Source organism: Nonomuraea sp. NPDC003201 (assembly GCF_053590415.1).
The window spans coordinates 1-19,973 of record NZ_JBSFTC010000064.1 but is presented as its reverse complement, the minus strand read 5'-3'; the positions used below and the strand labels follow the sequence as shown (position 1 = coordinate 19,973).

Genomic DNA, 19,973 nt, shown 5'->3' with positions numbered 1-19,973 from the left:
GGCCGTCGTCCTTGAGTGCTTGTTCGGCGTCGAGGTGGCCCTGCCGCCAGCTGTCATATTCACCGTGGCCGTGGAGGACGTAGGCGGCCAGCAGCGTGTTGGCTTCGTCGTCGGTGAGCGGGGCGTCAGTCCTTCAGGCTCTCCGCAGCCCTCCAGGCGCCAGCGCTCGCTGTCGCAGATAGCCCCGCCCTGGTCGTGCGCGATCAGGGCGTCGATGACCTCATCCCGGGTGAAGCCGAGTTCCTGCAGGCAACAATCGACTCAGCGGACTGTCGGAGCTGGCAGTGTGACCGCCTCGCGCAGCTCGGCGACGGCCTGGGCCATGAGCTGAGCGAGGGTGGTGTCCGGCTCGGCCAGCCAGCGGGGCATGGCGCGCCGGTGGATCGCCAGCACCACGTCGATGATGAAGCGTGCTTTGCCGGGCTCGACGCCGCGGCGCTCGAGCGCCGGTGCCAACGCGTCAGCGATGTCGGCGAGCTTGATCAGATCGCGCTCGGCCAGTGCCGGGTTGGCGGCGATCACTCTTCCCCGGCGCAGCAGGAACTCGCGTGGGCGGAAGATCTCCTCGGCGGTTCCCAGCGCGGTCAGCAGCACCTCGATCGGGGTGAGGCCCGGGTCGGCCGCCTCGACCTGGGCGACGAGGTGGGCCTCGAGTTCGTTGCCGGCGAAGAGGACTTCCCGCTTGTCGGGGAAGTAGCGATAGAAGGAGCGCTCCTTCAGACCGGCGGCGCCTGCGATCTGCGCGACCGAGGTGCGCTCGAACCCCTGCGTCTCGAACAGCTCGAGCGCCGCGCGTTCGAGCCGGCCCTGTGCGTCGGATTCCCATCGCGGCATACCCACCAGGGTACGACAACAGGAGCTGTTATCAGCTGATACGGTCAATGACAACAGATGCTGTTATCAGCCAGGAGATCGTCATGAAGGCTCTGCAATTCGACCGGTTCGGTTCCCCGGACGTGATCGTGCTCCGCGACGTCCCGCAGCCGGAGCCGGGACCCGGCCAGATCCGGATCGCCGTGCGGGCGTGCGGCCTGACACCGGCCGACTGGCACGTCGTCGACGGTCTCCTCGCCGACCATCTGCCGCCGCTGCCGCGCGGGCTCGGCCTCGAGGTCGCGGGCACCGTCGACGCGCTCGGCGAGGGCGTCACCGGCGTCCAGATCGGCGACCGCGTGTTCGGCCCGACCACCTTCGACGGCCCAACGGCCGGGGCCGCCGAGTACGCGCTGATGTCGGCCTGGGCACGCATTCCCGAGGGCGTAACCGCTGAGCAGGCCGCCGCGCTGCCGATGGCGGCCGAGACGGCGTGGCGCGCGCTCGACGACCTCGGCGTCCAGCCGGGTGAGCTGCTGCTCGTCCACGGCGCGGGCACCACCGTGGGTGAGGCGGCGGTGCGCTTCGCGCTGCACCGGGGTATTCGGGTGATCGCCACAGCCGGGCCGACTCGGGCCGCCGCCCTGGAAGAGATCGGCGCCCAGGTGACCGCCTACGGCGAGGGCATGGCCGAACGCGTCAGCGCACTGACCCCAGGCCCCGTGGACCGCGCCCTGGACACCGCGCCGACCGGGGGCCGGATCGACCGCGCCGACCAGCCCAGTCCGGCCGGCGGCTCGCTACCGGCCTTGATCGAGCTGACCGGGGATCCCGACCGTGTCCTCACCGTCTCGGACTTCGCCGCCGCAGCCGAACTGGGCGTCCGGATCACCACCGAGATCTGCTACGACCAGATGAATGAGTTCGCCAGGCTCGCCGGCGAAGGCATCCTGGTCGTGCCGGTCGCCCGCACCTACACCCTCGACCAGATCCAGGAAGCGGCCAAGCTCAGCCAATCCCGCCGCCCCGGCGGCAAACTCATGCTCGTCCTGTGACCGCCCTGCCAGCCTGATAAAGCGAGACCACCTCGACGAGGAACGAAACCCAGGGCGGCCTCCTCGTACAGCTCCAGATCTGGGCCGGTGGTGTGCGGGGTCGGCCGTCGCCCGATCGGGACGGGGAAGCCGTCTTGGGGACGCCAGAAGTTGCGGATGTACTTCTCCGAGCGGCCCATCTTGGCCGCCCAGTCGGCCAGGGTGATGCCCTCGGGTGTGGTGTTCATGGAGCCCTCGCCACCTGATCACACTCTGCTACTGACATCGGTGTCGCGGCCCCTGACACTCTCCTGTCGCTCAACAGTCGGCGGGTGGTGCCCACCGTGCGCAGCCGTAAAGGATCTGAAGGACGGACACCGAGCGGCGCGGATGATGTTCGCCGTGCGCAGCCGTGAAGGATCTGGAGGACGGGCACTGAAAACGGCGGGAGTGCTGCCCACTGCGCGCCGCCGGACAGGACCCAAGGGTCGCTGCGCGCAGCCGGGCAAAGCTCGAGGACGGCGTGGATGCTCGCCGTGGGCAGCCGTAAAGGGCCCCAGGCGAGGGCACTGAGAATGGTGCCCGCCCAGAGGACGGGCACCAGGAATCAGCGGTTGGGGGAGAGGCCGAGTTGGAGGCCCTTGAGGCTGGTGGAGCGCTTGCTGAGGGTGGAGGCGATGTTGCGGAGTTCGGCCGCCGCGGGTGCGTCGGGCTCCGTCAGGACCAGCGGCTTGCCCTCGTCGCCGCCCTCGCGGAGCCGGAGGTCGATCGGGACCTGGCCCAGGAGCGGGACGCGGGCGCCCAGCGTGCGGGTGAGCGCGTCGGCGACCGTCTGGCCGCCGCCCTCCCCGAACACGGCGATGCGCTCGTCGCAGTGGGGGCACGGCAGCCAGGCCATGTTCTCGATGACGCCGGCGATCTGCTGGTGCGTCTGCGCGGCGATCGAGCCCGCCCGCTCGGCCACCTCGGCGGCGGCCATCTGCGGCGTCGTCACGACCAGGATCTCCGCCGTGGGCAGCCGCTGCGCCACCGAGATCGCGATGTCGCCCGTGCCCGGGGGCAGGTCGAGGAGGAGTACGTCGAGGTCGCCCCAGTAGACGTCGGCCAGGAACTGGTGGAGCGCCCGGTCGAGCATCGGCCCGCGCCAGACCACCGGCGTGTTGCCCTCCGGCTTGAACATCCCGACCGAGATGACCTTGATGTCGTGGGCCACCGGCGGCATGATCATGTCTTCGACCTTGGTGGGCCGCTCGGCGGCGCCCAGCATGCGCGGGATGCTGTGGCCGTAGATGTCGGCGTCGACGATGCCGACCTTCATGCCGTTGGAGGCCATCGCGGCGGCCAGGTTGACCGTCACGGACGACTTGCCGACCCCGCCCTTGCCGCTGGCCACCGCGAACACGCGGGTCAGCGAGCCCGGCTGGTTGAACGGGATCTCCTTCTCCGGCCCCCGGTTGCCTCGCAGCTTGGTCTGCAGCTGCTTGCGCTGCTCGGTGCTCATGACATCGAGCTCGATCTGGACGCCCGCAACGCCGTCGAGCTTGGCGACGGCGTTGGTGACGTCGCGGCGGATGGTGTCCTTCAGCGGACAGCCCGCCACGGTGAGGAAGATGCCCACGCGCACCACGCCGTCGGGAGCGATATCGATGCTCTTGACCATGTCGAGGTCCGTGATCGGGCGACGGATCTCGGGGTCGATGACGGTGCCTAGAGCTGCCGTCACCTGTTCCTGGGTAGGTGCCATCGAAGTCTCGGCACGAGGGAGTGCCGTCCCTCCTTTGTCGGTATATGTGTGACAGGCGCAGGACGCCAGTGAGGATGCCCCTCCATGGTATGAACGGGCGGCCTCGCTGAGTTAATCCGTGCTGTTAGATGTCTGTGCAACAACGTCCTAAGGTTACTCCGTGACTCTTCTGCGCGACGAGAGCCTGACCGCCGAGGAGCTGGCGGTCTGGCGGATGATGCAGCGCGCTCAGGTGCGCATCACCCGGCATCTGGAGACGGAGCTGCTCGTCGCCCACGACCTGCCGCTGGCCTCGTACGAGGTGCTCGTGCAACTGGCCGAGGCGCCGGAGCGGCGGCTGCGCATGAACGATCTCGCGGGCCGTGTCCTGCTCTCCCGCAGCGGCCTGACCAGGCTCATCGACCGGCTGCAGCGGGACGGGCTGGTGTCGCGGGAGGCCTGCGCGGACGACGCCCGCGGGCTGTTCGCCGTGCTGACGGACGCCGGCGCCGAGCGGCTGGCCGAGGCCACCCCGACCTACCTGCGCGGCGTCCGGACCCAGTTCCTCGACCTGCTGGGCGCGGAAGAGATCACCCGCGTCCGGGCGATGGTCGCCAAGCTGGACCTCAGCGACTCTCCTTGAGCTCCTCCGCGAGGCGTCCGAGCTCGGCGCGCAGGTAGTCGCGCGTGGCCAGCTCGTTCAGCGCCAGGCGCAGCCCCGCGATCTCGCGGGTCAGATACTCGATCTCGGCCTGGTTGCGTTCGGCGGTCTCGCGGTCCTGCTCGTACTGGATGCGGTCCCGGTCGCCCTGGCGGTTCTGGGCCAGCAGGATCAGCGGCGCGGCGTAGCTGGCCTGCAACGACAGCACCAGCGTCAGGAAGATGAACGGGTACGGGTCGAACTTGATGTTCGGCGGCGCGAACGCGTTCCAGATGACCCAGATCGCGACGACCACGGTCATGTAGACGATGAAGCGCGCCGTGCCGAGGAAACGGGCGATCTGCTCCGACAGGCGGCCGAACGCCTCCGGGTCGTAGTGCGGCCGCAGCGAGCGGCGCAGGGCCCGGGGCTCGTCAAGCCGTTCGGTCGTCATGATCGTCGGTCCCCTCACGCCAGTCCTCGGGCAGGATGTGATCGAGCACGTCGTCCACCGTCACCGCGCCGACGAGCCGCCCCAGCTCGTCCACGACCGGGGCGGCGACGAGGTTGTAGTTCGCCAGGTAGCGGGTGACCGCGCGCAGCGTGAAGTCCGGCCTGATCGGGTCGATCGACGGGTCGATCACGCCGCCGAGCAGCGTCGACGGCGGCTCGCGCAGCAGCCGCTGGAAGTGCGAGACGCCCAGGTACGTGCCCGTCGGCGTCTCGGTGGGCGGCCGGGCCACGTAGACCTGCGCCGCCACCGCGGGCGTGAGGTCCTGCTGCCTGATGTGGGCCAGCGCCTCGGCCACCGTGGCGGTGGGGGGCAGGATGACCGGTTCGTTGGTCATCACGCCGCCCGCGCTGGTCTCCGGGTAGGTCAGCAGGCGCCGCACGGGGGCGGCCTCGCCGGGCTCCATCAGGGCCAGCAGCTTGGCCGCCTGGTCCTCCGGGAGGTCGTGCAGCAGGTCGGCCGCGTCGTCGGGGCCCATCTCCTCCAGCACGTCGGCCGCCCGCTCGGGTTCCAGCGTGCCGAGGATGGAGATCTGGTCGTCGGGCGGAAGCTCTTCGAGCACGTCGGCGAGCCGCACGTCGTTCAGGGCGCGGGCGATCTCGATGCGTCGCTTGCTCGGCAGCTCGTGCAGCGCGCTGGCCATGTCGGCGGCCCGCAGTGACTCGAACGCGGAGATCAGCCCGGCCGCCCCCTGGTCCTTCTGCAGCCGGTCGAACCCGGAGACCTCTTCCCACGCGACGATCCGCGGGTCGCGCCGCCTGCCCTTGTAGAGGGCCACCTGGGTGATCTCCCAGTGGGACGGCTTGATCTCCTCCATGGCCACGTCGTAGACGGTCATGGGCTCACCCTTGTGCGTGACGCCCAGGTCCAGCATCTCGCCGATCACCAGCGTCTCGGTGGCGCGCTGCTCGAACCTGCGCATGTTGAGCCGCCCGGTGAAGACCACGGCCCCTGTCTCGATGCGGCGTACCCGGGTGATGGGCAGGAACACCCTGCGGCGCGGCTGCACCTCCACCACCAGGCCGTGCACGGTGGGCCGCAGGCCGATGCGCAGGCCGACCACCACGTCCCTGACCCGGCCGATCTGGTCGCCCGCGGGGTCGAAGACCGGGGTGCCCGGCAGGCGGGCCACGAAGATCTTCACGTGGCCAGGCTAACAGTGCCGCCCCATTGCGCCCCGCACGCCTCTCATGTCAGTATCAAACGTGCTTAACGGTGATTACTGCCCAGGTGGTGGGCGATGAGGTACGCGGGGCTCGGGCTGGCCTTCGTGTCCTCCTGGTGTTTCGCGTTCTCGGGTCCGATGGCCAAGTACCTGATCACCGCTGGACTGGCGCCGATCGAGGCCGTCTGGACGCGGATGGCGGGCGCGGGGCTGCTGCTGCTGGCCGTGCTGGCCGTGGTGAAGCCCAAGGCGCTGCGGATCCCCAGGTCCAGGCTGCCGTTCTTCGGGCTGTACGCGGTGATGGCGGTGGCCGGGGTGCAGTCGCTGTATTTCGTGGCGATCACGCGGCTGCCGGTGGGGATCGCGCTGCTGCTGGAGTTCATGGCGCCGGTGATGGTGGTGGCCTGGGTGCGGTTCGTACGGAAAGTACGGCTCGCGCGGGCGGCCTACATCGGGGCGGTCGTCGCGGTCCTGGGCCTCGGGATCGTGGTCGAGGCGTGGCAGGGGATGCGGCTGGACGCGCTGGGCCTGGTGCTCGGCCTGCTGGCCGGGGCGTGCTGCGCCGGATATTTCCTGATGAACGATAGCTTCGGCGACGACGTTGACCCGCTCGGCCTCATCGCCTGGGGGATGGCGGGGGCGGCCGTGGTGCTGATCCCGTTCGCCCGGCCGTGGGACATTCCGTGGGCGGCCTTCACGGCCACCGTCGCGCCGGAGGGCGGCCGGACGCTGCCGGTGCTGGGCGCGTACCTGTGGATGGTGCTGGTCGCGACCGTGATCGCGTACATCCTGGGTGTGAACGCCGTGCGGCGGCTGTCGGCCGCGGTGGGGGCCACGGTCGCCTCGCTCGAGGTCATCGGCGGCGCGGTGGTGGCCTGGGCCCTGGTCGGTGAGACGCTGGGCGTCTTCCAGATCGTGGGCGGCCTGCTCGTGCTGTCCGGCGCGCTGCTCGCCCAGACCGCCACGGCGAGTCCCTCGCCGTCACCGGCGGCGGAGGTCGAGGCGGAGCCCGTCGCCGTCAGAGGCTGACGACCCTCAAGGCCCGTCGCCGTCAGAGGCTGACCCTCGAGGCGCGGCCAGGAGGTGGCCTCGTCAGCGGCGGTCGGGGGTGAGGCGCAGGACCGTGGAGTCGCGGGACCAGCGCTCGGTGAGGTGCTCGCTGTCGAGGGCGTTGAGCCGCTCCTTGGCCAGCGCGGCCACGGCGTCGGCGGCTGCGGCCTGGTCGACGACCGCGACCGCGGCCTCGAACTCCACCAGCCTGGCGCCGTTGTCCTTGCTGCGCAGCGTGACGTGGACCCGGTCGAGCGCGTCGAGGCCGGGCAGCGCCTGCTCCTCGCCGCCCGTCACCAGGTAGATCGCGCCGTCGTGCCAGGTGTGCCAGGCCAGGCGGGGGCGGTCGAGGGTGAGCCAGAGGATGCCGGACTTCTTGGCGCCCTCCTCGATGGCCGCGGTGTCGTCGCTCACAGCTTCGACTGTAGTCCGTTCAGCGCGAGGACCCGAGCCGCTCCGAGGCGAAGAGCCGATCTCCCAGGTTTCCCGCGAGATCGAGGCCCGCATGGGAGCGACCCGGCCGGGCCAGTAGCGTGTGCGCATGCGCTCACGCCGTTCCGTGCTCGCCGTGCCAGGCAGCAACCCCAGGTTCCTGGAGAAGGCCCAGACCCTGCCCGTCGACGAGGTCTTCCTCGACCTCGAGGACGCCGTCGCGCCGCTGGCCAAGGAGGAGGCGCGCAAGAACATCGTGACCGCGCTCCGCGAGGGCGACTGGTCCGGCAAGACGCGCGTGGTCAGGGTCAACGACCTCACGACGCACTGGACGTACCGGGACGTGATCGAGGTCGTCGAGGGGGCGGGGGAGTTCCTCGACTGCCTGATCCTGCCCAAGGTGCAGGACCCGACCGAGGTCGTCTGGCTCGACACGCTGCTCACCCAGATCGAGAAGACCATGGGGTACGAGGTGGGCCGCATCGGCATCGAGGCGCAGATCGAGAACGCCCGCGGCCTGGTGAACGCCGACGCCATCGCCGGCTCGTCCAAGCGCCTGGAGGCGCTCGTCTTCGGGCCGGCGGACTTCATGGCGTCGATCAACATGCGTACGCTCGTCGTCGGCGAGCAGCCGCCCGGCTACGTCGAGGGCGACGCCTACCACTACATCCTCATGCGGCTGCTCATGGCGGCCAGGATGCACGACCTGCAGGTCATCGACGGGCCCTACCTGCAGATCAAGGACGTCGAGGGCTTCAAACGGGCCGCCAGGAGGTCGGCGGCGCTCGGGTTCGACGGGAAGTGGGTGCTGCATCCCGCCCAGGTGGACGCGGCCAACGAGGTCTTCTCGCCGTCGCAGGACGACTATGACCACGCCGAGCTCATCCTGGAGGCGTACGAGTACTACACCTCGGTCGAGAAGCGCGGCGCGGCCATGCTGGGCGACGAGATGATCGACGAGGCCTCGCGCAAGATGGCGCTCGTCGTGGCGGCCAAGGGGCGGGCCGCCGGGCTGAGGCGTACGAAGAGCTTCACACCTTGATGCCGATGGCGGTGAAGAACCAGAACGACGACGTCAGCCAGAGCCCGATCAGCGCGGTGAACGCCAGCCCGCCGAGCACCGGCAGCGTCCAGCCGGGCGCGTCGTGCTTGGGCAGGGCCAGCATCTTCGCCGTGAACACGCCGTAGAAGAAGCAGCCGAGCAGCGAGTGCGCGAGCACCCGCGGCACGTCGTACTGCAGGCCCAGGGCGTAGAGGCAGTGGAAGGCGACGGGGATCGTGAGCAGGAACGCGATCCGCCCCGACCAGCGGTGCACGCCGGGCGGGATCGTGACCCCGAGCCTGCCCCACATCGACAGGGCCGAGACGACCTGCACGATCGCGAGCACGAACGCCCCCGTCGTCAGCCACGCCTTCATCGGCAGCGCGCCGGAGAACCCGGCCACACCCACGGCGAACCCGGTGGGCGTGTGCACGCGCCCGTAGACGCCGAGCGCGAGCGCCGCCAGGCCGCCGGCCAGCAGCGGAACGAGGAGCGGGGTCAGGCCGCGGGACTGCTGGGGTACGGCGGTCATTGCATCTCCTCGATGAAGCCGTCCACGTCCTCAGGCTGGATCGTGGTGTCGCCGACGGTCACGGGCGCTGTGGGCCGGTCGTCCCGCAGCTGGGGGATCGGCACCTGCGTGTCGCCCTCGAACGCGGCGCCGACCTGGGTGTAGCCGCCTCCCGGGTTCTTCAGCACGATCCAGCCGGCCCGGAGCTTGGCGCCCCTGACGAGCGCGGTGGCGCGGTAGAGGCCCGACGGCTTGACCACCGTGGGCGCGACGAAGGTCCACTTCTTGCCGCCGACCGCGACCGAGCCCCTGGCCCGGCCGCCGCCCAGCTCGGCGGTGACCTTGGCGCTGCCGAGGCCGGTCAGCCGCAGCTCGCCGTCGGACTCGCTGCCCTTGAACCAGGCCTCGGCCTTGCCGTCGCAGAAGTAGCCGACGGCCTTGCCGTCTCTGATCGAGATCGCGATGAGGCCGCCGTTGCCCTTGACGTAGCCTCCGTAGTCCGCCTTCGCGATCTTCTTCGGTTCTGTTCGCTGAGGCGAGGGCGTGGCGTCCGCCTCGGCCTCCGATGAGCGTGACGGGGCCGCGGTGCTCTCGCCCGCCGACGGTGCCTCCGCGGCGGTGTTGGCGGCCTCGTCGTTGGCCGCCGGTGTCGCGGTGACGCTGGCGACACCCAGCCCCACGGCGAGCACTGCTCCCGCCGCGAGGGTGATGACAGGTCCCAGCCTTGACATGGACTGCTCCCAGGGTCGAAATGCCGTACGTCTCCGAGCATCCGCCTAAATCGGTGGGCCGTCTGTGAACTATTGCGCATCGCGCGGACAGAATGGATAGATGCAGGAGAATCCAGGGCACCAGCCGCCCGTTTACGGCATGCAGCCGCCGGTTCACCCGTATCAGCCGCCACCCTGGTTCCTGCCGACGCCCATCGGTGCGAGCTACGACCACCTGGCGCGGAATGCCGCGACCCGGCCGTGGCGCACGATCGTGGGCACGCTGGTCGTCGCCACCGGGTTCGTCGTGATCGGCGCGGTGGTGGTGTGGGCCGGCCTTCTGATGGCGCTGCTCCTCGGGATCCCCGCGCCGCTGGAGGCCGAGGGGCAACTGTTCGGCGATCCGGTGTTCTCGCTGGTCGTGGTGTTGCTGTCGCTCGCGCCCGTGCTGCCCCTCGTGTACGGCACCGCGGCGCTCGTCCAGCGCAGGCGCCCCGGCACGCTCTCGTCCGTGGCCGGGCGGCTGCGCTGGCGCTGGCTGCTGACCTGCGCGGGCCTGGCGGTGCTGGCCCTGCTGCTGGGGCAGGGCGCGCAGGCGCTCGCGCTGACGGCGGCCGGCGAGGACGCCGACCTGTTCGGCTGGGGCGGATGGTCGGGGTTCCTGCCCGCGCTCGTCGTGATCGTGCTGCTGGTGCCGTTCCAGGCGGCCGCCGAGGAGTACGTCTTCCGCGGCTGGTTCGTGCAGGCCGTCGGGGCGCACATACGGAATCCGGCCTGGTCCATCGTGCTCGGTTCCGCGCTGTTCATGTCGTTGCACGGGTATTCGTGGGCGGGGCTCGTGGACGTGTTCGGGTTCGGGGTCGTGATGGGCTTTCTCACGGTGCGCACCGGAGGGCTGGAGTCGGCGATCTCGCTGCACGTGCTGAACAACCTGCTGGCCTTCGGGCAGGCCGCCGCGGCCGGGCATCTGGCCGACGCGCTGGACCAGGGGAAGGTGCCGGTGCCCTGGCAGGCGTTGTCCGGAACGGTGGTGCAGCTCGGGGTGTATGCGTTTGGTGTGTTGTATCTAGCCAAAAAACAGTCAATTAATACTATCTCGGAATAAATCGGTCCTGGGGTGCCGGGAATCTCGCTAGAGAGGTCTCGCTATTCCGGCTGAGTCATGCTGGTCTGGTCCTGTGGAACGGACCAGCGTCCTCGTTCCACCCGTACGACGTTCGACCCCATAGGAGGTAGGGCGCGTGGCCTCCGGCCCCAGCGAACCGCCACGGCGACCGCCGGAAGACGACGAACCTCGTCCCGAGGGCGCCTCTGAACCGCATTCCTCCGAAGAGCCGAGGATCAGCCATTCGCCGCCGGGTCCCACCGACGATCGGGCCAGGGGTTTACCGCTGAACTCGCCCTGGGGCATGCCGCCGTTCGCCGCCCCCATCCCGGACGACGAGGCGCAGGAGCCGCCCAAGGGGCGCCGGCCGTACAGCTCGCCGACGGCCGAGCCCGAGGTCGAGCCGCGCCGCCGCCCCCGCCGCGTCGTCAACCGCCCGGACAAGCTCGTCGCGGGCACCCCGCTCCATCCGCCGCAGGAGTCGCCCGAACGGCCCGAGCCGGACGCGGAGCCCGCCCCCGAGCGGTCGTCCCGGCCCGCGCCGCCGTACCGGCTGGTCTATCCCGTCCCGGAACGCGCCGAGGCTCCCGCGCCCGCGGAGGAGCCGACGGGGTACGACGAGACCCCAGAGGTCCCGGAAGTCCCCGAGGCCCCGGAGCAGGACGGCGAGCCCGAGGTGCGGCGCGTCGGGCGCCCGCCGGCGGGCCGCCCCACGAGGCCGGACCTCCTCGTCGCCACCGACGGGGCGCGCCAGGGGTCGAGCGGCCGGCACCACAGAGGCCCGGCACCCTCCGCCATGCGCAGGTCCAGCCCCGTACGCCGCCGCAACAGGTCCACCCCCGTCGCCCTGACCCTGGCCGTGGCGATCCTGGTGGCCGCCGGCGTGCTCGTGTGGCAGTGGACCTCGGACGAGGCCCCAGGGCTGCGGCTGGAGGCGGGCACGGGACGCTCGGGGGACGAGCTGTTCACCGTGCCGGCCGCAGGCGAGGGCGCCAACCAGAAGCTCAACGACATGACGTCCGTGGGCCGCGCGGTCGTGGCGGTCGGCAGCGACACGACGAGCCCGACCCCGCGCCCGCTCTTCCTGTTCTCGCCGGACGGAGGCAAGACCTGGCAGCTCGGCCAGGTGAACGGCGCCTCCACCCCCACGGTCCAGCGGGTCGTCGGAGGAGGCGGGCGCTGGCTGGCCAGCGGCGGCGACGGCGTGTCCGGCGAACGCGGCCTGTGGACCAGCACCGACGGGTTCAGCTGGACGGCCGTGGAGGCGGCGGGCCTGGCCGCGTTCAGGGCCGGTGACCAGATCAACGACATCGCCAGGACCGCCTCCGGTTTCGTGGCCGTGGGACGCGCGACGGGAGACGACGGCGGTTCGGGCCCCGCGGCCTGGCGCTCCGCCGACGGCCGGACCTGGGAGCGGGTGGAGACCCGGGAGCTGGAGGTACGCGAGATCAAGGCGGTGGTCGCCAAGGGCGACACAGTTGTCGCCATCGGAGACCCCGCGGTCGGCGAGGGATCGCGGGTGCTCCGATCGGCGGACGGCGGGCGGGACTGGCAGGCGACCGCGTTCCAGCTGCCCGAGGCCGCGCCGCACACCGGGATGGTGGCCGTGTCGCCCAAGAGGTTCGTGCTGGTGCCGACGCGCTTCCCCACGTTCACCGGTGACCTGCGCGTCTACTGCTCGCCGACCGGGGCGCAGTGGTCGCAGTGCGGCTCCATCGGCGGCCTGAGCGGCGAGAGCACGGGCGTGGAGACGTTGATCTCCTACCCGTCGGGCATCGCGGCGATCACGCAGGCCGGCCTGGGCCGCTACTCGGTGCTGACCAGCGCCGACGGGCGCTCGTGGAGCAAGCGGACCGACCTCGGCAACCTGCCGGGCGCGACGCTGCGCGGGTTCACGATCGCCGACGGCGGCACCCTGTTCGCCGGCGGCGACCAGGCGGTGTCCGACGTCGACAACCAGCTCGTGCTCATGGCCGCGCCCCCGCGCGACGGCGCCTCGCGCGTCCAGCTCGGCCAGGTCGAGGGCCTGACCAGGATCGCCCGCGAGACCAACGCGCTGGCCAGCTTCGCCGGCCGGTACGTCGCCGTCGGCTCGGCCTCCGGCGACGCGGGCCTGTGGACGATCAGGGACTGGGTGAGCTGGAAGTCCATGAGCCTCGGCGGCCCGGGCAAGCAGACGCTGGAGGACGTGGCGCACGGCAGCCGCGGCTGGCTGGCCGTCGGCTCGACCGAGACGAACGTGGCCCTCACCGACCCGCTCCTCGTCACCTCCGCCGACGGGGAGAGCTGGAAGAAGGTGAACGTCACCGGCGACCTGGCCCGCGACCCGAACGCCCCCTCCCTGGAGACCCACGTCGTGACGGCCGGCAAGGAGGGCTACGTGCTGGCCGGCGAGGCCAAGGACCAGATGGGCGCGACGAGCGCCGCCATGTGGTTCACCCCTGATCTGCGCAAGTTCACCAGGTCGAAGAAGTTGCCGCAGGGCGGCTCCGGGGTGCGGATCTACGACGCCGTCGCCACCGGGGACGGCGGTTACGTGGCCGTGGGCGGCTCGGGCGGGGCCGACCAGGAGAGCAGCGTGGTCTGGCACTCCTCGGACGGCGTGAACTGGAGCGCGCGCAAGCGCGTGGTCCCGCCGGACGCCACGTCGGCCGGGCTACGACGGGTCACGACTTATCAGGACAAGCTAGTGGCCGTTGGCACGGCCGTGTCGGGAGGTTCGCGGCGTGCCTTCGCGGCGGTCTCGGACGACGACGGCTCGACCTGGCAGACGGCCTGGCTGCCCGCGGACCAGGCGGCGGCGGTGTACGACCTGGCTGCGGCGGACGAGGGGCTGGTGGCCGTGGGCTGGCACGGCGTACCGGGAGAGGGCGACAGCGCGGCCTGGACCTCGCAGGACGGCCTGTCGTGGAACCGCATGGCCCTGACCAAGGACCGGCTGGCCGGCCAGGGGGCGCAGTGGCTGACGGCGGTGGCCGTGTCGGGCTCGGAGGTCGTGGCGCTCGGGCGGTCCACCACGTACAACGCCGACCACCTGATCCTCTGGACCTCCAGCCTCACCTCGAACCGGTAGGACCGAGCGGCGCCGCTTCAGGCGCCACTCCAGCCGGGGCCGGGCGGATGGGGCCGTGTCAGCGGGGCAGCACGCCCCAGTCGGTCAGCGACTCCAGGAGGCCGGCGGCGAGCGGCAGCCGCGCCAGCTCGTCCGTGCCGCACCAGCGCACGTCGTCGGCGTCGTCCCCGGCCACGGGCACGCCTCCCGTCACGGTGGCGAGGTAGTCGCGGATCACATACGTGGCCCCGCCGAGGCCGGGGCGGTCCACCGTGCCCGCCAGACGGCCCACCTCCACGCGCAGCCCGGTCTCCTCCAGCACCTCGCGCCGCACGCCGTCGGCGTCCGTCTCCCCGGCCTCCAGGCGGCCACCAGGGATGGACCACAGCCCCTCGCCCGGCGGATGTCCCCGCTGGATAAGAAGCAACCGGTCAGAGGAGTCGAAAATAATCGCGCCGACACAATTTACGCGCACATGACCAAGATTACGACGGGACAACGGGAAGCGGCCTTGACGGGCCGGTGCCGGAGAAAGCACCGTGGGTAGTTGTGAGAGCGGCTCCAACCTGTCCACGGTGCTTTGGCCCGCTTCACGGGCCGAGTGCGTGGTCGAGCGCCTACCGATGCGACGCGCACGGTGATGTCCTGCCCTACCAGCCTCCGTGGCCGCCGACCGGTTCGGCGCTGGAGGCCATCCGGAAGAGCGCCGTGGTGCCCGTGTGGCTGCCGTGGCCGTTGCCCGCCGGCTGGCTGGTGACCGGCTTCGGAGAGGTCGGTGACGAGCGCACCGGCGCCCGGGCCAGCGTGGTGGCGCTGACGGGGCCGTCGCTGACGGAAGGCCCCGCCGACCTGCTCGTCATCGCGGAGGAGCCGGGCATCGGGCTCGGCGCGGCGTTCGCCGGGCTGGACGGCCCCGACCCCGGCGAGGGGTTCGACTCGGGGCCGCCGAACGCCAAGATCGGCGTGCTCGGGCATCCCACCGCGCTGTGGTGCGTGGACGGCGCCGACGACCGGGCCGTCTACGCGGGCGAGGCGCTCGGCAACTGGCTGTGGGCCATCGCGTGGCCGGCCGACGCCGGCTGCATGATCGCGCTCGCCGAGCTGTCGTTGCTCGACGTCCGCGATCACGAGCTCGACGTGCCGTTCGGTGCCTTCTCGCCCCGGCTCGAGGATTAGGCGCGCTTTCACGCTCCTGATTCGCGCTCTGATGCAGACGGGCTAGAGTTCGGAGGCGTGACAGCGCGTATCGAGCGAGTGGTGACCGAGGGCGTCGTCGACATCGACGGCACCGAGCACAAGGTCGAGAACAACACCTGGATCATCGGTGACGACGACGAAGTCATCGTCATCGACGCGGCGCGTGACGCCGAGAAGATCCTTGAGCAGGTGGGCGAGCGGGAAGTGCTGGCCGTCATCTGCACGGCGGGCCTGCCCGACCACGTCTCCGCGGCCATCGAGGTGGCCAGCCGGGACGAGGCCGTGGTCGCCCTGCACCCCAAGGACAAGCCGCTGTGGCGGGAGACCTGGCGGGAGACCTGGCCCGACATCGACATGGAGGACGACGGCATCTTCGGTGTGGCCGACGTCCAGCTCGACGTCATGGAGACGCCCGGCATCTCACCCGGCGGAGTGTCGCTCTACTGCGAGGGCCTCGGGGCCGTCTTCACCGGCAAGGCTTTGCAGGCCGACGGGCCCGGCAAGCTGGGCGGCGAATACCCCGCCCTGCCCGACCAGCTGACCTCGATCGGCGGGCGGCTGTTCACGCTGCCGGCCGAGACGCGGGTGCTGGCCGCCCACGGTGACGAGGTCACGATCGGCGACCTCGAGCCGCACTTCGACGACTGGGTGTCGGGCTCGCTGACCCGTACGGAAAGCGCCGACGACGGCCCCCTGACCGACGGGACCAAGCTCTCCGGGATCAAGCTCGACCCCGACGACGAGTGAGGCGAGGGAAGGCGGCGGCTCCGGAGCGACCGAGCCGCCTCCACGGAGTGGAGGCCATGAACACGCTCAGGAGCGCCTTCACGAGGTGGAGGCCATGAGCGCGGCTCAGGGGCAGCTTCCGCTGGACGGGATGCCGCGGCGGCTCTACTCGTGCACGCCCTCGCGGTTGAACGCGTGGCTCGACTGCCGCCGCCGCTACCGGTTCAGCTACCTGGACCGGCCGCAGCCGTCCAAGGGCCCCGCGTGGGCGCACAACAGCGTCGGGGCGAGCGTGCACAACGCGCTGGCGGGGTGGTGGCGGGAGCCGTACGACCGCAGGACCCCGCTGACGGCCGCCATCCTGGTCACGAACGGGTGGATCGCCGAGGGGTTCAGGGACGTCGAGCAGTCGGCCCACTGGCTGGGCCGGGCCCGCGACCTCGTCTCCGGATACGTCGCGACCTTAGATCCCGGCGACGATCCGGTGGGCGTCGAGCGCATGGTCGCGACCCGTACCAAGGTGATGGCCCTCTCCGGCCGCATCGACCGGCTCGACCGGCGCGGTGACGAGCTGGTCGTGGTCGACTACAAGACCGGCCGCCGGCCGCTCACCGAGGACGACGCCCGCTCGTCCCTCGCTCTGGCCGTGTACGCGGTCGCGGCCTCCACGATGATGCGCACGCCCTGCCGTACGGTCGAGCTCCACCACCTGCCGACCGGCGAGATCCTGGAGTGGCGGCACACCGAGGAGTCGCTGGCCCGCCACATCCGGCGCGCCGAGGACGTCGCCACGGAGGCGTCGGCGGCCGACGAGCGCTACCGCGCGCTCGTGCCCGCGCCCGCCAAGAAGGGTTCCGCCGCTTCGCGCACCGCTTCGGGAGAGCGGCCGTCCGTCGGGCCGGCGGCGGTGCCGGACGAGATCGACGAGCTGTTCGCGCCGAGCCCCGGCCCGATCTGCTCCTGGTGCGACTTCCGCCGCCACTGCCCGGAGGGCCGGTCGGCGGCCCCCGACCGCAACGCGTGGGACGGCCTCGCCGAGTGACCCGCCTGCCGGGGCGAGCGGCGGAGGGGACCGCTCGCCTCGGCTGATGGCATTTGCCGAGGGATGCCCAGTTTCCCGCAGAGAACAGTGGTAATGACGGGAAAGTGGCACCTATCGGGCGGTTACCCGCGGCAGTGGCGCTGGGCACACTCTTCAACCCCCTGAACTCGTCCATGATCGCCGTGGCCCTGGCCAGCATCGAGGCCGAGTTCCACGTGGGCATCGCGGCCGTGACGTGGCTGGCCGCCGGGTTCTACCTGGCCGGCATCCTCGTCCCGCCCGTGATGGGCACGCTGGCCGACAGGCTGGGCCCGAGGCTGGTGTTCTGCGCCGGGCTGGTGACGATGGCCGTCACGGGCGTGCTGGCCGCGCTGGCCCCCTCGTACCCGGCGCTGGTCGGGATCAGGATGCTGCAGGCGTTCGGGAGCTGCGCGACGATGCCCGCCGGGATGGCGATCGTGCAGGCCGTGATGCCGGGCGAGGACGGGAGGCCGCCGCCGCGCGTGATCGCGACGATCTCCATGGTGCTCACCGCCAGCGCCGCCGCCGGTCCGGTGCTCGGCGGGTTCCTGGTCTCGTTGTGGGGCTGGCGGGCGATCTTCCTGGTCAACGTCCCGCTCGCGGCGGTCGCGCTCACCGCGGCGCTGCGCTGGCTGCCCAAGGTCCGCGTGGACGGCGCCAAACACGCCCTGCTGCCCCGGCTGAGGCCCGGGCTGCTGGCCACGTGCGGCCAGTTCGCCCTGGTCAACGTGGTGTTCTACTCGGCGTTCTTCGTGGTGCCGCTGTGGGCGCAGCGCTCGGCGGGACTGCCCGCCCACATCGCAGGCCTGCTGGTGCTCCCCATGGCCGGGCTGGCGATCGTCATGACGCCGGTCGCGGTGGCGCTGGCCGCGCGGGCGGGGATGCGGACCGTGCTGGTGGCCAGCTCGGCGCTGCTGCTCGCCGGCTCCTGCCTGGTCCCCGCCGTCGGCCCCGTCTGGCTGGTGCTGGTGGCGGCGGGGCTGCTGGGGGTGGCGTCGGCGCTCAGCCAGTTCGGGCTCAACTCGCTGGTCTTCGTGCACGCGGACAGGAGCGAGACCGGGGTCGCCGTGGGGTTCTTCCAGTCGTCCAGGTACGTGGGCGCCGCGACCGCGTCCACCCTGCTCGGCGTGCTGTTCGACGGCGGGGGCATGGGCCGCAGCGGATGGACGATGGCCGCCGTGTCGGCGGTCGTGCTGGTGGGCGGCGCGCTCCTGCCGGTCAGGCGGCCGGCTCCCGCGGCCACCGGCGGGGATCGGTCAGGCCCTTGAGCCCCTTGCTCACGTCGTACCCGGCCGCGCCGAGACGCTCCCTGGCGGCCCGCAGCATCTCCCTAGTGGCCGGCATGAACGCGTGGTCGTGCACCGGCTCCGGCAGCGAGTTCATCCCCAGCCTGAACGCCTTCAGCGCGGCCGTGACCGTCGCGCGCGGCACCTCCGGCAGCGCCCCGTACATCCGCATGGCCCAGTCCGGCAGCGTGTAGTAGCACAGCGCGCCGAACGGGAAGTAGGCGGGCTTGCCCGCCGACAGGAGCCTGAGCTCCTGCGGCAGCCTCGGCCACATCAGGAAGCGCACGGTCGAGGCCGCCTCCTCCGTGACGCGCAGGCCGGCGCGCGCCTGCTTGAAGTAGGCGTCCATCTCCGCGCACGAGCCGGGCACGTCCTCGGGGTGCAGGCCGACGTACGCGGCGCTCTTGCGCTGCTCGTACAGGTAGCGGTCGGCCTGGCGCTCGGTGAGGCGCAGCCCGCCGCGCCTGGCCACCTCCAGGTACGACGACACCTCCGCGCAGTGCACCCACAGCAGCAGCTCGGGATCGTCCACCCGATGGGTCCGGCCGGTGTCGGGGTCGTGGATGCGCAGCGCCTTGTGGATGCCGCGCACCCGCCTGCCGATCTCGTCGGCCTGCTCCGGGCTGCCGAACGTCACCCGCCCCACGAAGTCCGCCGTGCGGCGCAGCCGCCCGAACGGGTCCTCCTGGAAGTTGGAGTTCTGCCAGACACCGCGCATGGCCAGCGGGTGCAGCGCCTGCAGCATGAGTCCGCGCACGCCGCCCACCCACATCGACCGGTCGAGATGCACCCGCCACGTCGCGCTCTGCGGCGGCTGCGCGACGATGTCCTCGATGTTCGCCATAGTAAGTAAAGAATTACATGGCATTGGACCTGGTGTCCAAATAGTGTTTCTCGGCCGCGTTCCAGAACCTCACCAGCGCCGCCGCCGTCGTCTCCGGCGCCTCGACGGCGGGCGAGTGGACGGCGCCGGGCACGACCACGGACTCGGCCCCGAGCCTGGCCGCCATCTCCGACTGCGCGTCGGGCGGCCACCCGTCGTCGTGCTCGCCGTACAGCACCAGCGTGGGCACCTCGATCTGGCGCAGCTCGTCGGTGCGGTCGTGCATGCCCAGCACCTGCTCGGCCATGCACGCCAGCGCGGTCGGCGAGTTGGTGAGCAGGCGCTTGCGCAGGAAGGCCAGGATCTCGTCGGACACGTCGTTGGACAGCGCCTCGGGCTCCAGCCGGTGGTGCCACACGTGCTCCAGGCCGAACGCCTGGACCTCTTCCATGATCTTGCGGCCGTTGACCGCCCGCTTGCCCTCGATGCCCGAGGGCCCGGACCCCATCAGCGTGAACGACGCGAACCTCGTGCGCCCGTCGATCACCGCCTCCCTGGCCACCAGGCCGCCGAAGGAGTGGCCCACCAGGTGAACGGGGTCGCCGCCGCCGATGATCTGGGCGAGCGCGTCGACGTCGGCGCCGAGCGCGGGGCAGGTGTAGGCGGCGGGGTCGTCGGGGCCCGGTGTCTCGTACTGGCCGCGCAGATCGACGGCGATCACTCTGCGTCCCGAGTGGGCCAGGGTCATCAGCACCGCGAGGAAGTCCTCCTTGCTGCCTGTCAGGCCGGGGACCAGGAGGGCGGGCCAGCGCTCAATCACACCACTGACCGGGAGGGCCTCCAGGACCGCGAACGTGCCCTGTGGCGTTTCGATCTTCTGTGGTGCGACGCCAGGAGGCAGATCGAGGAATCGCGGCGTACTCACGTGGGGCAACAATACCCAGAGGTCAGCGGCTCGACACCGTCATGGGCATCACGCAGGGCAAATGCGGCTCCTTGCCGGAATCCCCCCGGACGCGCCCAGAGGGCCCCAGGAGGGTCCGCGGGCCTCTTACCCAGAAAGGCGCGCACCCGATGCGGGTGCGCGCCT

General features: G+C 71.3%; 20 protein-coding genes. 10 read left to right on the top strand and 10 right to left on the bottom strand.

Annotated elements, in window-relative coordinates:
• Nucleotides 1-261: 261 nt before the first annotated feature.
• Entirely contained in the window at nt 262-834 is a 573-nt protein-coding gene (locus ACWDX9_RS23270) for a TetR/AcrR family transcriptional regulator (protein ID WP_449957238.1), read from the bottom strand.
• Between the two features lie 83 nt (nt 835-917).
• On the opposite strand from ACWDX9_RS23270, the gene ACWDX9_RS23265 reads away from it, so the two are divergent.
• Nucleotides 918-1,868 carry an NADP-dependent oxidoreductase gene (locus ACWDX9_RS23265; protein WP_449957236.1) on the top strand — a complete coding sequence of 317 codons (951 nt, stop codon included), beginning with the start codon at nt 918-920 and terminating at the stop codon, nt 1,866-1,868.
• Between the two features lie 586 nt (nt 1,869-2,454).
• On the opposite strand, the gene ACWDX9_RS23260 is transcribed toward ACWDX9_RS23265, so the two are convergent.
• Nucleotides 2,455-3,591 (bottom strand): Mrp/NBP35 family ATP-binding protein, encoded by a 1,137-nt coding sequence (locus ACWDX9_RS23260; protein ID WP_449957234.1) that lies wholly within the window; start codon nt 3,589-3,591, stop codon nt 2,455-2,457.
• A 160-nt stretch (nt 3,592-3,751) separates the two neighbouring features.
• On the opposite strand from ACWDX9_RS23260, the gene ACWDX9_RS23255 reads away from it, so the two are divergent.
• Nucleotides 3,752-4,213, top strand: coding sequence for a MarR family winged helix-turn-helix transcriptional regulator (locus ACWDX9_RS23255; RefSeq protein ID WP_449957232.1), 462 nt, complete (start codon nt 3,752-3,754; stop codon nt 4,211-4,213).
• Here ACWDX9_RS23255 and ACWDX9_RS23250 read toward each other — a convergent pair.
• Together ACWDX9_RS23250 and ACWDX9_RS23245 are read right to left on the bottom strand one after the other, a co-directional pair.
• A complete protein-coding gene (locus ACWDX9_RS23250; protein WP_449957230.1) occupies nt 4,197-4,664 on the bottom strand; it encodes a DUF1003 domain-containing protein in 468 nt (155 codons plus the stop codon). The genes ACWDX9_RS23255 and ACWDX9_RS23250 overlap by 17 nt on opposite strands.
• Complete coding sequence (locus ACWDX9_RS23245; protein ID WP_449957228.1) at nt 4,645-5,865, bottom strand: magnesium transporter MgtE N-terminal domain-containing protein; 1,221 nt, start codon at nt 5,863-5,865, stop codon at nt 4,645-4,647. The genes ACWDX9_RS23250 and ACWDX9_RS23245 overlap by 20 nt, the downstream gene beginning before the upstream one ends.
• Nucleotides 5,866-5,961: 96 nt before the next feature.
• Here ACWDX9_RS23245 and ACWDX9_RS23240 point away from each other — a divergent pair, with 96 nt between their 5' ends.
• Complete coding sequence (locus ACWDX9_RS23240) at nt 5,962-6,915, top strand: EamA family transporter (RefSeq protein WP_363970960.1); 954 nt, start codon at nt 5,962-5,964, stop codon at nt 6,913-6,915.
• Between the two features lie 63 nt (nt 6,916-6,978).
• On the opposite strand, the gene ACWDX9_RS23235 is transcribed toward ACWDX9_RS23240, so the two are convergent.
• Nucleotides 6,979-7,350 carry a hypothetical protein gene (locus ACWDX9_RS23235; protein ID WP_449957226.1) on the bottom strand — a complete coding sequence of 124 codons (372 nt, stop codon included), beginning with the start codon at nt 7,348-7,350 and terminating at the stop codon, nt 6,979-6,981.
• A gap of 127 nt (nt 7,351-7,477) precedes the next feature.
• On the opposite strand from ACWDX9_RS23235, the gene ACWDX9_RS23230 reads away from it, so the two are divergent.
• Nucleotides 7,478-8,410, top strand: coding sequence for an HpcH/HpaI aldolase/citrate lyase family protein (locus ACWDX9_RS23230; protein ID WP_350725473.1), 933 nt, complete (start codon nt 7,478-7,480; stop codon nt 8,408-8,410).
• Here ACWDX9_RS23230 and ACWDX9_RS23225 read toward each other — a convergent pair.
• Nucleotides 8,400-8,942 (bottom strand): DUF6529 family protein, encoded by a 543-nt coding sequence (locus ACWDX9_RS23225; RefSeq protein WP_350725471.1) that lies wholly within the window; start codon nt 8,940-8,942, stop codon nt 8,400-8,402. The genes ACWDX9_RS23230 and ACWDX9_RS23225 overlap by 11 nt on opposite strands.
• Entirely contained in the window at nt 8,939-9,652 is a 714-nt protein-coding gene (locus ACWDX9_RS23220) for a hypothetical protein (protein WP_449957224.1), read from the bottom strand. Before ACWDX9_RS23220 ends, ACWDX9_RS23225 begins: the two co-directional genes overlap by 4 nt.
• Before the next feature lie 100 nt (nt 9,653-9,752).
• Here ACWDX9_RS23220 and ACWDX9_RS23215 point away from each other — a divergent pair, with 100 nt between their 5' ends.
• Together ACWDX9_RS23215 and ACWDX9_RS23210 are read left to right on the top strand one after the other, a co-directional pair.
• Nucleotides 9,753-10,736 (top strand): CPBP family intramembrane glutamic endopeptidase, encoded by a 984-nt coding sequence (locus ACWDX9_RS23215; RefSeq protein WP_449957222.1) that lies wholly within the window; start codon nt 9,753-9,755, stop codon nt 10,734-10,736.
• A 304-nt stretch (nt 10,737-11,040) separates the two neighbouring features.
• Nucleotides 11,041-13,809: a hypothetical protein gene (locus tag ACWDX9_RS23210; RefSeq protein ID WP_449957220.1), complete on the top strand. Its 2,769-nt coding sequence runs from the start codon at nt 11,041-11,043 to the stop codon at nt 13,807-13,809.
• Nucleotides 13,810-13,867: 58 nt separating this feature from the next.
• Here the strand turns inward: ACWDX9_RS23210 and ACWDX9_RS23205 are convergent, their stop codons facing one another.
• The gene (locus tag ACWDX9_RS23205) at nt 13,868-14,263 is read right to left on the bottom strand and encodes an NUDIX hydrolase (RefSeq protein WP_449957218.1); all 396 of its coding nucleotides are present in this window, start codon (nt 14,261-14,263) and stop codon (nt 13,868-13,870) included.
• Between the two features lie 47 nt (nt 14,264-14,310).
• Here ACWDX9_RS23205 and ACWDX9_RS23200 point away from each other — a divergent pair, with 47 nt between their 5' ends.
• From ACWDX9_RS23200 to ACWDX9_RS23185, 4 genes are all read left to right on the top strand, one after another.
• Nucleotides 14,311-14,964 carry a DUF6758 family protein gene (locus ACWDX9_RS23200; RefSeq protein ID WP_449957216.1) on the top strand — a complete coding sequence of 218 codons (654 nt, stop codon included), beginning with the start codon at nt 14,311-14,313 and terminating at the stop codon, nt 14,962-14,964.
• A gap of 57 nt (nt 14,965-15,021) precedes the next feature.
• Nucleotides 15,022-15,732: an MBL fold metallo-hydrolase gene (locus tag ACWDX9_RS23195; protein WP_449957214.1), complete on the top strand. Its 711-nt coding sequence runs from the start codon at nt 15,022-15,024 to the stop codon at nt 15,730-15,732.
• Nucleotides 15,733-15,826: 94 nt separating this feature from the next.
• Nucleotides 15,827-16,753 (top strand): RecB family exonuclease, encoded by a 927-nt coding sequence (locus ACWDX9_RS23190; protein WP_449957212.1) that lies wholly within the window; start codon nt 15,827-15,829, stop codon nt 16,751-16,753.
• Between the two features lie 104 nt (nt 16,754-16,857).
• Nucleotides 16,858-18,042, top strand: a complete 1,185-nt coding sequence (locus ACWDX9_RS23185) for an MFS transporter (protein ID WP_449957210.1) — start codon at nt 16,858-16,860, stop codon at nt 18,040-18,042.
• Here ACWDX9_RS23185 and ACWDX9_RS23180 read toward each other — a convergent pair.
• Nucleotides 17,993-18,904 (bottom strand): oxygenase MpaB family protein, encoded by a 912-nt coding sequence (locus tag ACWDX9_RS23180; RefSeq protein WP_449957208.1) that lies wholly within the window; start codon nt 18,902-18,904, stop codon nt 17,993-17,995. The two genes, ACWDX9_RS23185 and ACWDX9_RS23180, sit on opposite strands and share 50 nt — an antisense overlap.
• A gap of 13 nt (nt 18,905-18,917) precedes the next feature.
• Nucleotides 18,918-19,808: an alpha/beta fold hydrolase gene (locus ACWDX9_RS23175; RefSeq protein ID WP_449957206.1), complete on the bottom strand. Its 891-nt coding sequence runs from the start codon at nt 19,806-19,808 to the stop codon at nt 18,918-18,920.
• Nucleotides 19,809-19,973 lie beyond the last annotated feature (165 nt).

Coding starts and splice junctions, on each gene's coding strand:
- ACWDX9_RS23210 (WP_449957220.1), top strand. CDS start 11,041: ATGCCGCCGTTCGCCGCCCCCATCCCGGACGACGAGGCGCAGGAGCCG.
- ACWDX9_RS23215 (WP_449957222.1), top strand. CDS start 9,753: ATGCAGGAGAATCCAGGGCACCAGCCGCCCGTTTACGGCATGCAGCCG.
- ACWDX9_RS23270 (WP_449957238.1), bottom strand. CDS start 834: ATGCCGCGATGGGAATCCGACGCACAGGGCCGGCTCGAACGCGCGGCG.
- ACWDX9_RS23225 (WP_350725471.1), bottom strand. CDS start 8,942: ATGACCGCCGTACCCCAGCAGTCCCGCGGCCTGACCCCGCTCCTCGTT.
- ACWDX9_RS23250 (WP_449957230.1), bottom strand. CDS start 4,664: ATGACGACCGAACGGCTTGACGAGCCCCGGGCCCTGCGCCGCTCGCTG.
- ACWDX9_RS23190 (WP_449957212.1), top strand. CDS start 15,827: ATGAGCGCGGCTCAGGGGCAGCTTCCGCTGGACGGGATGCCGCGGCGG.
- ACWDX9_RS23265 (WP_449957236.1), top strand. CDS start 918: ATGAAGGCTCTGCAATTCGACCGGTTCGGTTCCCCGGACGTGATCGTG.
- ACWDX9_RS23230 (WP_350725473.1), top strand. CDS start 7,478: ATGCGCTCACGCCGTTCCGTGCTCGCCGTGCCAGGCAGCAACCCCAGG.
- ACWDX9_RS23240 (WP_363970960.1), top strand. CDS start 5,962: ATGAGGTACGCGGGGCTCGGGCTGGCCTTCGTGTCCTCCTGGTGTTTC.
- ACWDX9_RS23260 (WP_449957234.1), bottom strand. CDS start 3,591: ATGGCACCTACCCAGGAACAGGTGACGGCAGCTCTAGGCACCGTCATC.
- ACWDX9_RS23220 (WP_449957224.1), bottom strand. CDS start 9,652: ATGTCAAGGCTGGGACCTGTCATCACCCTCGCGGCGGGAGCAGTGCTC.
- ACWDX9_RS23180 (WP_449957208.1), bottom strand. CDS start 18,904: ATGGCGAACATCGAGGACATCGTCGCGCAGCCGCCGCAGAGCGCGACG.